The organism is Plasticicumulans acidivorans (assembly GCF_003182095.1).
Lineage (GTDB): Bacteria > Pseudomonadota > Gammaproteobacteria > Competibacterales > Competibacteraceae > Plasticicumulans > Plasticicumulans acidivorans.
The window spans coordinates 158,380-172,467 of sequence record NZ_QGTJ01000005.1; the positions used below are offsets into that span (position 1 = coordinate 158,380).

Genomic DNA, 14,088 nt, shown 5'->3' on the forward strand with positions numbered 1-14,088 from the left:
CAGGGCGTCGGTCGAGTATAGGCGGGCTCGCCGCATGAGCGCCGCGAAGTCCGCCTGGCGCTGGTTGGCGGCAGCGCTGCTGCTGTCGGCATGCTTCGGTGCTCTTGGGGTGTGGCAGCTGCAGCGGGCGGCCGAGAAGACCGCGCGCCAGGCCGAGTGGGCCGCGCGGCCGTCTCTGCCGGTGCTGGCGCTGGGCAGTACCGATGTCGCCGATGCGCAGCTGCGGTTTCGCCGGGCGCAGGGGCGCGGCCGCTATCTGGCGGGGCACGAATTCCTGCTGCTGAACCGGCCGCATGCCGGGCGCAACGGCTTCGAGGTCTACACGCCGTTTGAAATGACCGGAGGAGCGGCGCTGCTGCTGGTCGATCGCGGCTGGATCGAGTCGGCGCGCGTGTCGCAGTTGCCGGCAGTGCCGCCGCCGCCGGCCGAGTCGCTGCTGATCAGCGGCCTGCTGGCGGAACCGGCCAATCCGGGCTTGCGCCTCGGCACCATCGAGGCGGCGGGGGTCTGGCCGCGTGCGGTGACCTGGCTCGATACCGACGCCGCAGCGCGGGCGCTCGGGCGGCCGGTGCTCGGTGCGGTCCTGCTGCTCGATGCGGCGCAGCCGGGCGGTTTCCTGCGCGAGTGGCAGGTCGAGATCGATGGTTTCGGGCCGCAGCGACATCAGGCCTATGCCTTTCAGTGGTTTGCACTGGCGCTGACCGTGCTCGTCACCTGGTACGCATTGAATCGTCGCCGAGCATCGGCTTCAGGAGAGGGAGAGTCCGTATGTACTTGAACGTAGTGTTGCCGGTGTCCACCTCGCGCCTGCGGGTGCGGGCCATGTTACTGGGGCTGATCGCGCTGTTCCTCACCCCCCTGGTTGCGGCGGTTCTGCTGGTCGGCCACTGGCGCCCGCAGGCGCATGCCGAACATGGCGAGCTGCTCGATCCCGCGCGTCCGCTGCCGGTACTCGCGCTGCATGAACTGGACGGCTCGTCGCTGAGCGAACAGCCGTGGCAGCATCGCTGGACGCTGGTCTACGTCGCTGGCGACGCGCAGTGCGCGAAGACCTGCCAGGCAGCGTTGTACCGGCTGCGCCAGGTGCAGATTGCCACCGGCCGCGACAGCGATCGCGTGCAGCGTCTGGCGCTGTGGCCGCAGACGCCGACTGGGCTCACGGCGGACTGGCTCGCCCGCGAGCACGGCGGTCTGCGCTCGGTGCTGCTGTCACGCGACCAGGTCAGACCGTTGACCGATGCCTGGAGTGTGAGCGGGGTGCCCGGGGGCTGGATCTATCTGGTCGATCCGCTTGGCAATCTGCTGCTGCGCTATCCCGCCGAGGGCGATGCCAGCGGCATGCTCAGTGACCTCACGCGCTTGCTGAAACTGTCGAAAATCGGGTGAGCCATGCCACGTGACGCCTTCGCCCGGCTGACCCTGCTCGCCTGCGTGCTCGCGCTGTGCGTCGTCGTGCTCGGGGCCTGGGTGCGCCTGTCGCATGCCGGACTCGGCTGTCCGGACTGGCCGGGTTGTTATGGTCACAGCGTGGTGCCCGAAGAGACCCATCTGATCGCTGCGGCCAACGCTGCCTGGCCGCAGCGCCCCGTCGAACCGGCGAAGGCGTGGAAGGAAATGATCCACCGCTACGCTGCGGGCACGCTCGGGCTGCTGGTGCTGGCCATCGCCGGTCTGGCGTGGCGCCGGCGCCGGCTGGTCGGGCAGGCGCTGGCTTTGCCCCTGGTGCTGTTGGCGCTGGTGGTGTTCCAGGCGCTGCTCGGCATGTGGACGGTGACGCTGCTGCTCAAGCCGCTGATCGTCCTGGCGCATTTACTCGGTGGTCTGACGACGCTGGCGATTCTGTGGTGGCTGACGCTGCGCCAGAGCGAGTGGCGTATCGCCGATGCGGCGGAGGCGGGGCGGCGACTACGTGGCTGGGTGCTGCTGGCGCTGTGCGTGCTGTGCCTGCAGGTCGCGCTCGGCGGCTGGACCAGTACCAATTACGCGGCACTGGCCTGCCCGGATCTGCCGACCTGCCAGGGGCAGTGGTGGCCGCCGACCGATTTCCGCGACGCCTTCACGCCGTGGCGCGGGCTCGGTATCGATTATGAGGGCGGCGTACTCGGCAATGCGGCGCGTGTCAGCGTGCATCTGGCGCATCGGCTCGGTGCGCTGCTGGTGCTGCTGGTGCTCGGCGGACTGAGCTGGCAGCTGCGGCGCGCCCGCAGCGGCGGCTTGCGGATCGCCGGCGGGATATTGCTCGGCGGACTGTTGCTGCAGCTGTCGCTCGGCATCGCCAACGTGCTGCTGGTACTGCCGCTGCCGGTGGCCGTGGCGCACAACGCCGGTGCTGCCGTGCTGCTGCTGCTGCTCGTCACACTCAATCACCTGCTGCGTCCCCGGGAGGTGGCGGCATGAACACGCGCTCGATACCGCTGACCGCGGCCGCCAGCTGGCGGGACTACTACGCGCTGACCAAGCCCAAGGTGGTGGCGCTGATCACCTTCACGGCCATGGTCGGCATGTTTCTGGCGACGCCGGAAATGGTGCCCTGGCATGTGCTGCTCGGCGGCTCGGCGGGCATCGCGCTGATGGCGGCCAGCGCGGCGGCGATCAATCATCTGGTGGATCGGCGCATCGATGCGCTGATGGCGCGCACACAGGCTCGGCCGCTGCCAACCGGTCACCTCGATCCGCGCCAGGCTGCGTTATTCGCCACACTGCTCGGCATGACGGGCGCCGGCCTGCTGCTGCTGTGCACGAACCCGTTGACGACCGTACTGACCTTTTTCTCGCTGATCGGCTATGCGGTGATCTATACGATGTTTCTCAAGCGGGCGACGCCGCAGAACATCGTCATCGGCGGCGCGGCCGGGGCAGCGCCGCCGCTGCTCGGCTGGGTCGCCGTCAGCGGCCAGATCGAACCGGGAGCGCTGCTGTTGTTCCTGATCGTGTTCGTGTGGACACCGCCGCATTTCTGGGCTCTGGCGATTCACCGGCGTGACGATTACGCCCGGGCCGGAGTGCCGATGCTGCCGGTGACGCACGGTATTGCCTTCACGCGCCTGCAGGTACTGCTCTATACCGTCGTGCTGTTTCTGGTCAGCCTGCTGCCGTACCTGACCGCGGTGTCCGGTCCGCTGTATCTGCTCGGCGCGCTGGGGCTCGGGCTGCGCTTTCTGCTGCTGGCGTGGCGTCTGTATCACCGGCGCGATGATCGTCTGGCACTGCCGGTATTCGTCTACTCGATCGTGTATCTGTTCGGCCTGTTCGCCGTGCTGATGATCGATCACTATCTGTTCACGCTACTCAAGCAGCTGCAGCGTTTGCTGATCTGAGTGCTGCGGGATACCAAACTCGGATTGAGGGATTTGACCCATCTCAAGTAACATCTCCGGTCGCAATTCCTTATCCCGCACCGGGGAGCCGTGCCCGCTCGAAGGCCTGGCTCCCCGGCGTCTTGTCAAGCCTGCAGTCTGGGAGACGCGATATGGCCCACAGCTCAGCGGCGCCGATAGATCAGCAGTACAACTACGAGATCGTCCGCAAATTTACGATCATGGCCTTGGTGTGGGGCGTGCTGGGCATGACCGCGGGCCTCTACATCGCCAGTGAACTGGCCTGGCCCTTCCTGAATTTCGACATTCCGGAAATTACCTTCGGACGCCTGCGTCCGGTGCACACCACGCTGGTGATCTTCGGTTTTGGTGGCTGTGCGCTGTTCGCCACCTCTTACTACGTGGTGCAGCGTACCTGCCAGGCACGGCTGCCGAGCAACTTCCTCGCGAACTTCACGTTCTGGGGATGGAACCTCGGCCTGTTGCTGGGCATCGTCAGCTACATGGCCGGCATGACGCAGTCGCGTGAATATGCCGAGTTTGAATGGCCGATCGACCTCGTCATCACCGTGGTCTGGGTCGTCTACTTCTACAACTTCGTGTCAGTGATCGCGCGCCGTTCGCAGCCGCACATCTATGTCGCCAACTGGTTCTATCTGGCCTTCATCCTGGCGACGGCAATCCTGCACATCTTCAACAACCTTGCTGTTCCGGTTTCGCTGACCAAGTCCTACTCGCTGTTCTCCGGCGTGCAGGATGCGATGACGCAGTGGTGGTACGGGCATAACGCGGTGGGCTTCTTCCTGACTGCGGCCTTCCTCGGCATGATGTATTACTTCGTGCCCAAGCAGGCTGGACGCCCGGTTTATTCCTACCGCCTGTCGATCATCCACTTCTGGGCGCTGATCTTCCTGTACATGTGGGTCGGTGCTCACCACCTGCACTGGACTGCGCTGCCTGACTGGGTTTCCTCGCTGGCCGCCACCTTCTCGGTGCTGCTGCTGCTGCCGTCGTGGGGCGGCATGATCAACGGCATCATGACTCTGTCGGGCGCCTGGGACAAACTGCGTTCCGACCCGATCATGCTGTTCCTGATCACCTCGCTGTCGTTCTACGGCATGTCTACCTTCGAAGGTCCGCTGATGTCGCTGAAGAGCGTCAACGCGCTCTCGCACTACACCGACTGGACCGTTGGCCATGTGCACTCGGGTGCGCTCGGCTGGGTGGCGATGGTCACCTTCGGCTCGTTCTATCACCTGATCCCGCGTCTGTTTAACACCAAGATGTGGAGCAACCAGCTGGTTTACGTGCACTTCTGGCTGGCGACGATCGGTATCGTGCTCTACATCACCGCGCTGTGGGTGGCCGGTATCGGCCAGGGCCTGATGCTGCGTGGCTTCGATGACTACGGCAACCTCGCCTACAGCTTCATCGAATCGGTCGAGTTCCTGCACAAGCCGTATGCCTGGCGTGCCGTCGGTGGTGCCTTCTTCCTGTCGGGCATCCTCATCATGAGCTTCAACGTCGTCATGACGGTCCTTGCGGCGCGTCGCGAGCAGTCTGCGCTCGACGCCAAGCTCGAAGCCAAGCTGGCCCGTACCTGATCCTGTCCCGGAGCTTATTTCATGAGACATGAGAATATTGAGGTCAACTCCGGCCTGATGATCGCGCTGATAATGGTGGTTATCAGCATCGGCGGCCTCGTCGAGATCGTGCCGTTGTTCTACATCAACGAGACCGTGGAAAAGGTCGATGGTGTGCGTCCATACACACCGCTCGAACTGCGTGGTCGCGATATCTACCAGCGCGAAGGCTGCTATCTGTGCCATTCACAGATGGTGCGTCCGTTCCGTGACGAGTGGCTGCGTTACGGTCACTACTCGCTGGCCGCCGAGAGCAAGTACGACCATCCCTTCCAGTGGGGTTCCAAGCGCACCGGGCCGGATCTGGCGCGCGTCGGTGGCAAGTACTCGAATCAGTGGCATGTCCAGCATCTGCTCAAGCCGACCTCGGTCGTGCCGGAGTCGATCATGCCGAACTACCCGTGGCTGCTGAACAACGACCTCGACTACTCCGATATCGCCGATCGCATGACTGCACTGCGGCGTACCGGCGTGCCGTACTCGCTGACCCAGGCCGAGTACGACGCCAACGTCAAGACCTTCGGCAAGACGGTGGCCGATCAGCTCGACATCAGTCAGGCACAGGACAATCTGCTGAAGCAGGCGCGCACGTTCAACTACGACGGGCTGCCGAACCGAGTCACCGAGATGGAAGCCCTGGTGGCTTATCTGCAGGTGCTCGGCACGATGGTCGATTTCAGCAAGTACGACGAAGGCTACTTCGCCGAATTCCGCTGAGGCACATGGTGTAGGCACTGCGGGCCGGCTCTGCCGGCCCTTACGGAATGGCGGAACATGTTCGACTGGCTGTCTTGGTTTACCCGGCTCGACAACAGCAAGATTTTTTCGCTTGTGCTGTTTTTCGGCGCGTTTTGCGGGATCGTGATCTGGTTGTTCAGCAACCGGCGTCGCGGTGAGCGCCTTGAGTCCTATAAGAACATCCCTTTCCTCGACGATGACCAGCCGGGCGGCTCCGCCGCTTCCTCCCGCAAGGTGAAGGATAATGAGCGAAACGACGACTAATCAGCAGAAGCCGACCGCGGTCCAGACGACCGGCCATGCCTGGGACGGTGACCTCCAGGAGTTCAATAATCCTCTGCCGCGCTGGTGGCTGTGGTCCTTCTATGCCACGGTGGTGTTCGCGGTCATCTACTGGTTTCTCTATCCGACCTGGCCTGTCGGCAGTAGCTGGACCAAGGGCGTTCTGAGTGCGACCTTCACCGAGGGGGGCAAGCAGGAAACGATGCGCTGGAACACGCGCAGCGCCCTGCTCGAAGATCTGCAGACGGGTGCCGATGCCACGCGTCAGCGTGAGTACTTCGAAAAGATCGCCGCTGCAGACTTTGCGACGATCCAGAAGGATCCGCAGATGCTGGCCTTCGTCAACCAGGCCGGTAAGCGTATCTTCGAGACCAACTGCTCGGCCTGTCATGGTCGTGGTGGTCAGGGTGTCGTTGGCCTGTTCCCGAACCTGGTCGATGATGACTGGCTGTGGGGCGGTACCTTCAAGGACATCCAGTACACGATCACGCATGGCCGCAATGGCTACATGCCGTCGTTCAAGGGGACGCTGAACACCGCCCAGCTGGACGATGTCGCCAGCTACGTGTTGAGTCTGTCCGGTGAGGTGCAGGCCGACGAGGCAAGTGCCCGCGGCAAGCAGATCTTCGAAGGGCCGGTCGGCGGCTGCTACATGTGCCATGGCGATGCCGCCAAGGGCATCAAGTCCATGGGCTCGGCGAATCTGACCGACAAGATCTGGACGCTGGCTAACGTCCCGGCGGCCACGACCCCGGAGGCCAAGATCGAGGCTGTCAAAGCCGTGGTGTCGAACGGCGTGATCAACGTTCGCACCATGCCGGCGTGGGATGGACGCATGAGCGCCGATGAAATCAAGCTGATGGCGGTTTACATCCACCAGCTGGGTGGCGGTCAGTAAAGCGCGCTGCGATCCGTCAGTGCGCGCTGGCGGATCGTGTTTAAGCTCAACAGCCTTGTCTTTCCCCTTCCAGCGACGACCGCAGCCGGGCTGCGGTCGTCGTGTTATTGAGAACGAATACTCAGGAAAGTAGGCATGACCGAGGCAGAATCGCATCTCTACGCAAAACGTATCCCGATACATCCACGCTCGGTAAAGGGGCGTTTTCGTAACCTCCGCTATGCCGTGCTGGCACTTGCCTATGGCGTGTACTTTTTGCTGCCGTGGGTGCGCTGGTCGCGTCCGACCGGCGTCAACCAGGCGGTGCTGTTCGATATCCCGGGGCGCCGCTTCTATCTCTTCGACCTGGTGGTGCAGGCGCAGGATATCTTCTGGCTTGCCGGCCTGTTGGTGATCGCAGCCTTGCTGCTGTTCTTCGTCACCGGGCTCGCCGGACGCGTGTGGTGCGGCTATTTCTGCTTCCAGACACTGTGGACCGATGTGTTCATTCTCATCGAGCAGTGGGTCCAGGGCGAGCGTCCGGCCCGGATCCGTCTGGCGAAGCAGTCGTGGGACGCTGAAAAGCGCCGCAAGATGCTCGCCACCTGGGGGCTGTGGCTGCTGACGGCATTTCTGACCGGTCTGACCTTTACGCTGTACTGGGCCGATGCCCCGAGTCTCGTATGGAACATGCTCACGGGCGGTGCACCGTTTGCTGCCTATGCGACGACAGGCTTTCTGACTCTGACGACCTTCGTGATGGCTGGATTGGCGCGCGAGCAGGTCTGCACCTACATGTGTCCGTACGCGCGTTTCCAGGGCGCGATGTTCGATCGTGACACCCTGATCATTTCCTACGACGCTGCGCGTGGCGAAGGTGATGCCGGACGCGCGAAGATCGGTAAGGGTGCGAAGACTCTTGAGGAGCGCCAGGAGAAGAAGCTCGGTGACTGTGTCGACTGCGGTTACTGCGTGCAGGTGTGTCCGGTCGGTATCGATATCCGGCGCGGGCTGCAGTATCAGTGCATTTCATGTGCGCTGTGCATCGATGCCTGTGACAGCATCATGGACAATCTGGGGTGGCGCCGCGGGCTCATTCGCTACACCTCCGACAATGCTCTCGCCGGCAAGTCCACGCGCCTGCTTAAACCAAAGACTCTTGGTTATGGCGTGATCCTGACGGCCGCGGTCAGCTTGCTGGCCTGGAGCGTCGGAACGCGCTCGCTGCTGGATGCCAGTGCAGAGCTGGTGCGCCAGCCGCTGTTCGTTCAGTTGTCTGACGGGCGCATTCAGAACTCCTATGAGATCAAGCTCAACAGCAAGGTGGCGCAGCCGGGCAAGGTGCGCATCGAGATCGCCGGCCTGCCGGGCGCGGAACTTGATGTCGATGGGCACAATCTGATTCCGCTGGCTGCCGAACAACGCTTGCGGGTTCGGGCCAAGATCAAGCTGCAGCCGGATGGCAATCTGGCCCGCCGCGAGTTCGAGTTCGTCTTCACGCCAGTTGAAGGCTTTGGTACGGACGTGATTCGCCGACCCGCTGCCTTCTATCTGAAGGAGTGAGGCTGCTCGTCCGCCTCGTCTAAACAGCGCGTCCGTGTGGTTACGCCACGGACGCAGGAAGTCGCCATGACCGATTTGCTTGTTTCGCTTGCCATCGGCATCGTTCTGATCGCTGGCGCGAATGTTCTGCTGGAGCGCGTGACGCGGCTGGGTGCCCGCGGCTCAGCAATCATCGTTGCGCTCGCTACCCTTGCCATCTACGTGCCCATGGCCATCCTTCATTGGCCGGGCGGCGATCTGTTCGCGATACACATCGCGCTCTATCTGGTCGTATCGGTGGCCTTTGGTCTGATCGGTAGTCCGCTGCAGCCGGTTGGCGCGGCGGGACAGGTATCCACGGGGCGTTCTCGCGGCAGCTGGGGGCCGTGGGTCATCGTCGCGTTTTTTGCGGCCCTCGCGGCGACCGATGCTGTATTCGTCACCGTGGCGGATCGCGGCATATCGACGATGGTGGCTCACTATCTGCTGCCGCCGCCGGCTGACGACCGTGTGACCGAGGTCAACTCGGCGTTTCCCGGCGTTACGTCACATGACTTCCAGAAGAAGGAAGCGCTCTACAACCAGTACCTCGAACAGGTGAAGCTCCAGCGCGAGCGTGGCTGGCAGGTCAAGAAGGGCTGGTTGGGTGAGGCAGTTGCCGGTCAGCCGGCGCGTTTGCAGGTCACGGTCAATACGCGTGATGGCCAGCCGTTGCGCGGCGCCACGGTGCATGGCCGTTTCCTGCGCCCGGCGGACAGCCGCCTGGACCATGCATTCGACATGCAGGAGGTCGATAGCGGTGTCTACCGTGCGGTGCTGACGATGCCTGCCCCGGGCAGCTGGAGTCTCGTGCTGGAGATCCGCAAGGGGGACGATCTGCACGAGGTGCGGGCGAACACCAGCGTACGCGCGGCGGACTGAACGCGTGGGCGGGGTGTTGGACGTGTCGGAGCAGGATTCGACAGAAGCTGCCTCGGTAGACGAAGAGGCGTGTTTTCACTGTGGTTTGCCTATCCCCGCAGGTGTCCGTTTGCGCGTCACCGTGGACGGGGCTTCGCATCCTCTGTGCTGCCACGGTTGTCAGGCCGTTGCCCAGGCCATCGTTGACGCAGGCCTGACGGATTACTACCGGCACCGGACCAGTGTGCCGAAGCGGGCGGAGGACTTGATCCCTGCCCAGCTGCGCGGGCTCGACCTCTATGATCGTGCCGATTTGCAGCGCAGCTTCGTGCGCACTGCTGGCGAGGGTGATGTCCGTGAGGCGTCGTTGATCCTCGAAGGCATCGTCTGCGCCGCGTGCGTGTGGTTGAACGAGCGTCACGTCAGCGGTTTGCCGGGCGTCATCGAATTCCGCGTCAATTACTCGACTCACCGTGCACAACTGCGCTGGGATGACAGCCGCATTCATCTCAGCGAGATCCTGCGCTCGATTGCGGCTATCGGCTATGTCGCGCACCCATTCGATCCGGGGCGACAGGAAGCGCTGCAGAAGCAGGAGCGCGCCCGTGCTCTGAGGCGACTGGCGGTTGCCGGCCTTGGCGCGATGCAGGTGATGATGCTTGCCGTGGCGATGTACGCCGGTGACTGGTACGGCATGGATCTGCAATGGCGGACTTATTTCCGCTGGATCAGTCTGCTGATCGCCGTGCCGACCGTGATCTACTCGGGCGGCGCATTCATGGCGGGTGCCTGGCGGGACCTGAAGCTCGGGCGGTTGGGCATGGATGTGCCGATCACCTTGGCAATTGTTCTCGCGACACTGGCAAGTATCTGGTTCACGCTCATGGGCGGCGGAGAGGTGTATTACGACTCCGTCACGATGTTCGTGTTCTTCCTGCTCTCCGGACGCTTCCTTGAGATGGCGGCACGGCACCGCTGCGCGCAGGTGTCGGAGGAGCTCTCGCGCATTCTGCCGGCGACGGCTTCACGTATCGATGCCGATGGCAACGAGGAGGTCGTCGCTGTCGCAGAGCTGGCAACGGGAGATCATGTCCGTGTGCGGCCAGGGGAAACGGTGCCGGCCGATGCCACGATATTGGATGGCTGCAGTAGCGTTGATGAGTCTCTGCTGACCGGCGAGAGTCTGCCTTCGCCGCGGGGCAGCGGAGATCAGGTGATCGGTGGCTCGGTCAACATCGAAAGTCCTCTGCTGATACGTGTCGATACCGTAGGGACGGAGACCGTTCTGTCTTCGATCGTGCGGCTGCTTGATCGGGCGCAGGGAGAGAAGCCGCGCATTGCTGCACTGGCGGACCGCTTGGCTGCCTGGTTTGTCGCCACGCAGCTGCTGATCTGCGTCGCAGTCGGGGCCTGGTGGTGGTGGCACGACCCGGCACATACCCTGCCAGTGGTTCTGTCGGTGCTGGTCGTCACCTGTCCTTGCGCGCTTGGCTTGGCGACTCCAGCCGCGGTGACGGCCGCGACGGGGGCGCTTACACGCATCGGCTTGCTGACGACGCGCGGACATGCTCTGGAAACCTTGGCGCGGGCAACACATGTGGTGTTCGATAAAACAGGAACCTTGACGTTCGGGCGTCTGCAGCTGGTGCGGACTGTGCCACTGGGGCAGCGCTCCGGCGAGGACTGTCTGAAAATTGCAGCCGCGCTGGAGTGCGGGTCCGAGCACCCGGTGGGGCAGGCACTGGTCGATGCCGCCGGGACTGCCCTCGTGGCTGCGGAGGTCAGCAATACGCCGGGGCTCGGTATCGAGGGCTCTCTCGACGGTGTGAAGTATCGCGTCGGAAGAGCGCCTGCGGGGGTTGAGCCCCCTGCGAGCGCTGAAGGTGCGTTGACCTGGGTAGCGTTGTCCTCGGGCCCCGAGGTGCTCGCGTGGTTCGGTCTGGCGGATCGCTTGCGTCCGGATGCACGAGCTACGGTCGATGCGCTGCACGCCGCCGGCCTTCAGGTCTATCTGTTGTCCGGAGACCGTCCGCAGGCGGCGGCGCTGATCGCTGCTGACGCTGGCATCGAGCATACGGAAGGCGGTTTGATGCCGGCGGATAAGCTGGTTCGGCTGCAGGGGTTGCAGGCTGGCGGGGCGGTCGTGGCGATGGTCGGGGACGGGATCAACGATGCTCCGGTGCTGGCCGCGGCCAATGTCTCGATTGCGATGGGGTCGGGAACGCAGCTTGCTCATGCGAGCGCCGACATGATCCTGATCTCGTCGTCGCTGGAGCACATCGCAACAGGCGTCGGTACAGCACGCAAAACCTTGCGTATCATTCGCCAGAATCTGTTGTGGGCGTTGATGTACAACGCGATTGCATTGCCGGCGGCCGCGGCCGGCTGGATCACGCCGTGGATGTCCGCGATCGGCATGTCGGCGAGTTCTCTGCTGGTCGTTGCCAATGCGCTGCGTTTGCGCGCCGGTCGCTAGGAGACGGCGAAGGGGGTGTCGTTGTGGAAATCCTTTATCTGCTCATCCCGATCGCGCTTGTCATCATGGCGGTGGCTATCTGGGCCTTTGTCTGGTCAGTGAAGTCTGGACAGTTTGATGATCTCGAAGGGCCCGCCCATCGCATCCTGATGGACGACGACGATCCGCGCATTCCTCGGCCGGCAGGCAAGCGGGATAATGCGTCCTGAAGCGGTGCCGTGCCGGATGACAGAGTCTGGTCACTTTCAATGTTGTTTTTTGTGGAGGAGCTGTTTCTATGTTCACTTTCGAGAATTTCCCGCTCGTCATCGTTATCGCGCTCATCCTGATGGCGTGGTTTAGTTTCTTCTCCGTGATTCTCTAGATTGCTTCGCCAGAAACGACCGGCGGCCTTTTGTGTGGAGGCCGCCGGAAGCCAGCTGTTTGTCGGGGTGGCGAGTGATGCCTAGGCGCGAGACTGAGCTGCTGCAGCTGCTGGCCGATGGCAACTTCCACTCTGGCGTGGAGCTGGCTGCGTCCGTGGGGATCAGCCGAGCGGGCGTGTGGAAGCTCGTGCGCGCGCTTCAGGCGCGTGATGTGGATGTGCAGGCCGTGCGGGGGCGGGGATATCGCCTGGTAAATGGCCTCGAATTACTGGACGTGCAAAGCATCGCGCACTGGCTGCCGGCTGATCCGCAGCCAGAGGTGCCTGCTGAGCGCGTGAGCGTGCTGGATGAGGTTGATTCGACCAACCTGTGGCTTGCGCGAGCGGCGCGAGAGGGCGCTGTCAGCGGGACGGCCTGTCTGGCCGAGCGTCAGACCCACGGGCGTGGCCGGCTCGGGCGGCAATGGGTGTCGCCGTATGCAAGCAACCTGTATCTATCCGTGCTTTGGCACTTCGAGCTGCCGCCGGCGCGTTTGGCCGGGCTGAGTCTGGTCATCGGCGTCGCTCTGGTGCGAGCGCTGCGCGGACTGGGGATCGAGGGCGTTGGACTGAAGTGGCCCAATGACTTGGTATGCCAAGGGCGTAAGCTCGCAGGCATTCTCATCGAGATCGGGGCGGAAGAGGGCGGGCCGGTGCGTGTGGTCATCGGTGTTGGTGTCAATGTCATGATGCCCCCAGCCGTTGCCTGCGAAATCGGACAGCCTTGGGTGGACTTGCGCTCATTGGCGCCGGATGCCGTGATCTCGCGCAATCGGCTGGCCGCAGTGGTGCTGGCCGAGATCTGGGCGGCATGTGCGCAGTTTGCGCAGACGGGGTTTGGTGCGTTCCGCGATGAATGGCTGGCGTACGACCTGACGCGTGATCAGCCGGTGCGTTTGGTCTGGCAGACGCAGGCGATCGAAGGTGTCGCCCGCGGAGTGAATGATGTGGGCGAACTGCTGCTGGATACCGAAGCCGGAGTGCGCAGTTTCGGGATAGGTGAGGTTTCACTGCGGATTCGTCTGTGAAGCTGCTGATCGATATCGGCAATACGCGTATCAAGTGGCAATGGCGAGACGCGAGCGTGTCGTCATCGCTGGAGGCGCTCGTGCATCGCGGGCAGCCTCAGTTTGTGTCTTTGCTTGAGGTGGCGTGGCGCTCGGCGAATGCAGTGCCGGACCAGGTGTTGGTGGCTAATGTCGCTAGCACGGGGGTGGCTGATGAACTGGCTAGGCTGGTGCGTGCGTTATGGGGGCTCGATGTCCGAGTTGCGCATGCCGAGCACCGTCGGGGCGGCGTGAGTAACGCCTACACAGAGCCCGAACGCATGGGGGTGGACCGCTGGCTGGCCATGCTCGGGGCGTATCGGCGATACGCTGGTCAGCCACTGTGCATTGTCGATGCCGGTACGGCGATTACGGTGGATGTGCTGACTGCGCAGGGGCAGCATCTCGGTGGGCTCATTCTTCCGGGGCGGCGCCTGATGTGCGAATCACTGTTTGGCAATACCCAGCGGATTCCGGCGGAAATGTTGGCTGCCGAGCAAGCGCTGGGGAGGGATACGGCACATTGTGTGGCGGCAGGCGTCGAGCTGGCCGCAATAGGCGCGGTCGAAAAAACGCTGGAGCAGGCGGCGCTTGCGTGTGGCTCGCAGCCTCTGTGCTGTATCACCGGCGGAGATGGCGAGGCTTTGGCGTCAGGACTGGTCAAGCCGTCGGTAGTTGTGCCTGACTTGGTGTTCGAGGGGCTCGACCTGTGGTCGGCGCCGCAGTCGGTTTGCCCCTGACGGGGGCTTCGAGTAGACTCCCCGCCCGCGCGGCGGTGCGAGCTGGCGTAGCTCAGTCGGTAGAGCAACTGCCTTGTAAGCAGAAGGTCGGGGGTTCGATTCCCTCCGCCAGCACCAGTGTTCA

General features: G+C 63.4%; 14 protein-coding genes and 1 tRNA gene. All 15 read left to right on the forward strand.

Annotated elements, in window-relative coordinates:
- Positions 1-34 precede the first annotated feature (34 nt).
- Positions 35-778: an SURF1 family protein gene (locus tag C7443_RS10080; protein ID WP_110018484.1), complete on the forward strand. Its 744-nt coding sequence runs from the start codon at positions 35-37 to the stop codon at positions 776-778.
- Positions 769-1,386, forward strand: coding sequence for an SCO family protein (locus C7443_RS10085; protein WP_146213283.1), 618 nt, complete (start codon positions 769-771; stop codon positions 1,384-1,386). The genes C7443_RS10080 and C7443_RS10085 overlap by 10 nt, the downstream gene beginning before the upstream one ends.
- Before the next feature lie 3 nt (positions 1,387-1,389).
- Positions 1,390-2,397: a COX15/CtaA family protein gene (locus tag C7443_RS10090; RefSeq protein WP_110018486.1), complete on the forward strand. Its 1,008-nt coding sequence runs from the start codon at positions 1,390-1,392 to the stop codon at positions 2,395-2,397.
- Entirely contained in the window at positions 2,394-3,317 is a 924-nt protein-coding gene (cyoE, locus tag C7443_RS10095; RefSeq protein WP_110018487.1) for a heme o synthase, read from the forward strand. Before C7443_RS10090 ends, cyoE begins: the two co-directional genes overlap by 4 nt.
- 152 nt (positions 3,318-3,469) lie before the next feature.
- The gene (ccoN, locus tag C7443_RS10100) at positions 3,470-4,921 is read left to right on the forward strand and encodes a cytochrome-c oxidase, cbb3-type subunit I (RefSeq protein WP_110018488.1); all 1,452 of its coding nucleotides are present in this window, start codon (positions 3,470-3,472) and stop codon (positions 4,919-4,921) included.
- 21 nt (positions 4,922-4,942) lie between these two features.
- A complete protein-coding gene (gene ccoO / locus C7443_RS10105; RefSeq protein WP_110018489.1) occupies positions 4,943-5,677 on the forward strand; it encodes a cytochrome-c oxidase, cbb3-type subunit II in 735 nt (244 codons plus the stop codon).
- 57 nt (positions 5,678-5,734) lie between these two features.
- The gene (locus C7443_RS10110; protein WP_110018490.1) at positions 5,735-5,962 is read left to right on the forward strand and encodes a cbb3-type cytochrome oxidase subunit 3; all 228 of its coding nucleotides are present in this window, start codon (positions 5,735-5,737) and stop codon (positions 5,960-5,962) included.
- Positions 5,943-6,878 carry a cytochrome-c oxidase, cbb3-type subunit III gene (gene ccoP / locus C7443_RS10115; RefSeq protein WP_110018491.1) on the forward strand — a complete coding sequence of 312 codons (936 nt, stop codon included), beginning with the start codon at positions 5,943-5,945 and terminating at the stop codon, positions 6,876-6,878. The genes C7443_RS10110 and ccoP overlap by 20 nt, the downstream gene beginning before the upstream one ends.
- A 135-nt stretch (positions 6,879-7,013) precedes the next feature.
- Positions 7,014-8,420 (forward strand): cytochrome c oxidase accessory protein CcoG, encoded by a 1,407-nt coding sequence (gene ccoG / locus C7443_RS10120; RefSeq protein ID WP_110018492.1) that lies wholly within the window; start codon positions 7,014-7,016, stop codon positions 8,418-8,420.
- 66 nt (positions 8,421-8,486) lie between these two features.
- Entirely contained in the window at positions 8,487-9,320 is an 834-nt protein-coding gene (locus C7443_RS10125) for a FixH family protein (RefSeq protein WP_110018493.1), read from the forward strand.
- A gap of 22 nt (positions 9,321-9,342) precedes the next feature.
- Positions 9,343-11,775 (forward strand): heavy metal translocating P-type ATPase, encoded by a 2,433-nt coding sequence (locus C7443_RS10130; protein ID WP_110018658.1) that lies wholly within the window; start codon positions 9,343-9,345, stop codon positions 11,773-11,775.
- Positions 11,776-11,798: 23 nt separating this feature from the next.
- Entirely contained in the window at positions 11,799-11,984 is a 186-nt protein-coding gene (gene ccoS, locus C7443_RS10135) for a cbb3-type cytochrome oxidase assembly protein CcoS (RefSeq protein WP_110018494.1), read from the forward strand.
- Positions 11,985-12,216: 232 nt separating this feature from the next.
- A complete protein-coding gene (birA, locus tag C7443_RS10140) occupies positions 12,217-13,206 on the forward strand; it encodes a bifunctional biotin--[acetyl-CoA-carboxylase] ligase/biotin operon repressor BirA (protein ID WP_110018495.1) in 990 nt (329 codons plus the stop codon).
- Complete coding sequence (locus tag C7443_RS10145; protein ID WP_110018496.1) at positions 13,203-13,964, forward strand: type III pantothenate kinase; 762 nt, start codon at positions 13,203-13,205, stop codon at positions 13,962-13,964. Before birA ends, C7443_RS10145 begins: the two co-directional genes overlap by 4 nt.
- Positions 13,965-14,005: 41 nt before the next feature.
- Positions 14,006-14,081 (forward strand) — tRNA-Thr (locus tag C7443_RS10150).
- The last annotated feature ends 7 nt before the right edge of the window (positions 14,082-14,088 follow it).

Bases quoted from the DNA above. Each gene is read 5' to 3' on its own strand.
- C7443_RS10110 (WP_110018490.1), top strand. From the start codon at position 5,735: ATGTTCGACTGGCTGTCTTGGTTTACCCGGCTCGACAACAGCAAGATT.
- C7443_RS10080 (WP_110018484.1), top strand. From the start codon at position 35: ATGAGCGCCGCGAAGTCCGCCTGGCGCTGGTTGGCGGCAGCGCTGCTG.
- ccoN (WP_110018488.1), top strand. From the start codon at position 3,470: ATGGCCCACAGCTCAGCGGCGCCGATAGATCAGCAGTACAACTACGAG.
- C7443_RS10090 (WP_110018486.1), top strand. From the start codon at position 1,390: ATGCCACGTGACGCCTTCGCCCGGCTGACCCTGCTCGCCTGCGTGCTC.
- birA (WP_110018495.1), top strand. From the start codon at position 12,217: ATGCCTAGGCGCGAGACTGAGCTGCTGCAGCTGCTGGCCGATGGCAAC.
- C7443_RS10125 (WP_110018493.1), top strand. From the start codon at position 8,487: ATGACCGATTTGCTTGTTTCGCTTGCCATCGGCATCGTTCTGATCGCT.
- cyoE (WP_110018487.1), top strand. From the start codon at position 2,394: ATGAACACGCGCTCGATACCGCTGACCGCGGCCGCCAGCTGGCGGGAC.
- ccoG (WP_110018492.1), top strand. From the start codon at position 7,014: ATGACCGAGGCAGAATCGCATCTCTACGCAAAACGTATCCCGATACAT.
- ccoO (WP_110018489.1), top strand. From the start codon at position 4,943: ATGAGACATGAGAATATTGAGGTCAACTCCGGCCTGATGATCGCGCTG.
- ccoP (WP_110018491.1), top strand. From the start codon at position 5,943: ATGAGCGAAACGACGACTAATCAGCAGAAGCCGACCGCGGTCCAGACG.
- C7443_RS10085 (WP_146213283.1), top strand. From the start codon at position 769: ATGTACTTGAACGTAGTGTTGCCGGTGTCCACCTCGCGCCTGCGGGTG.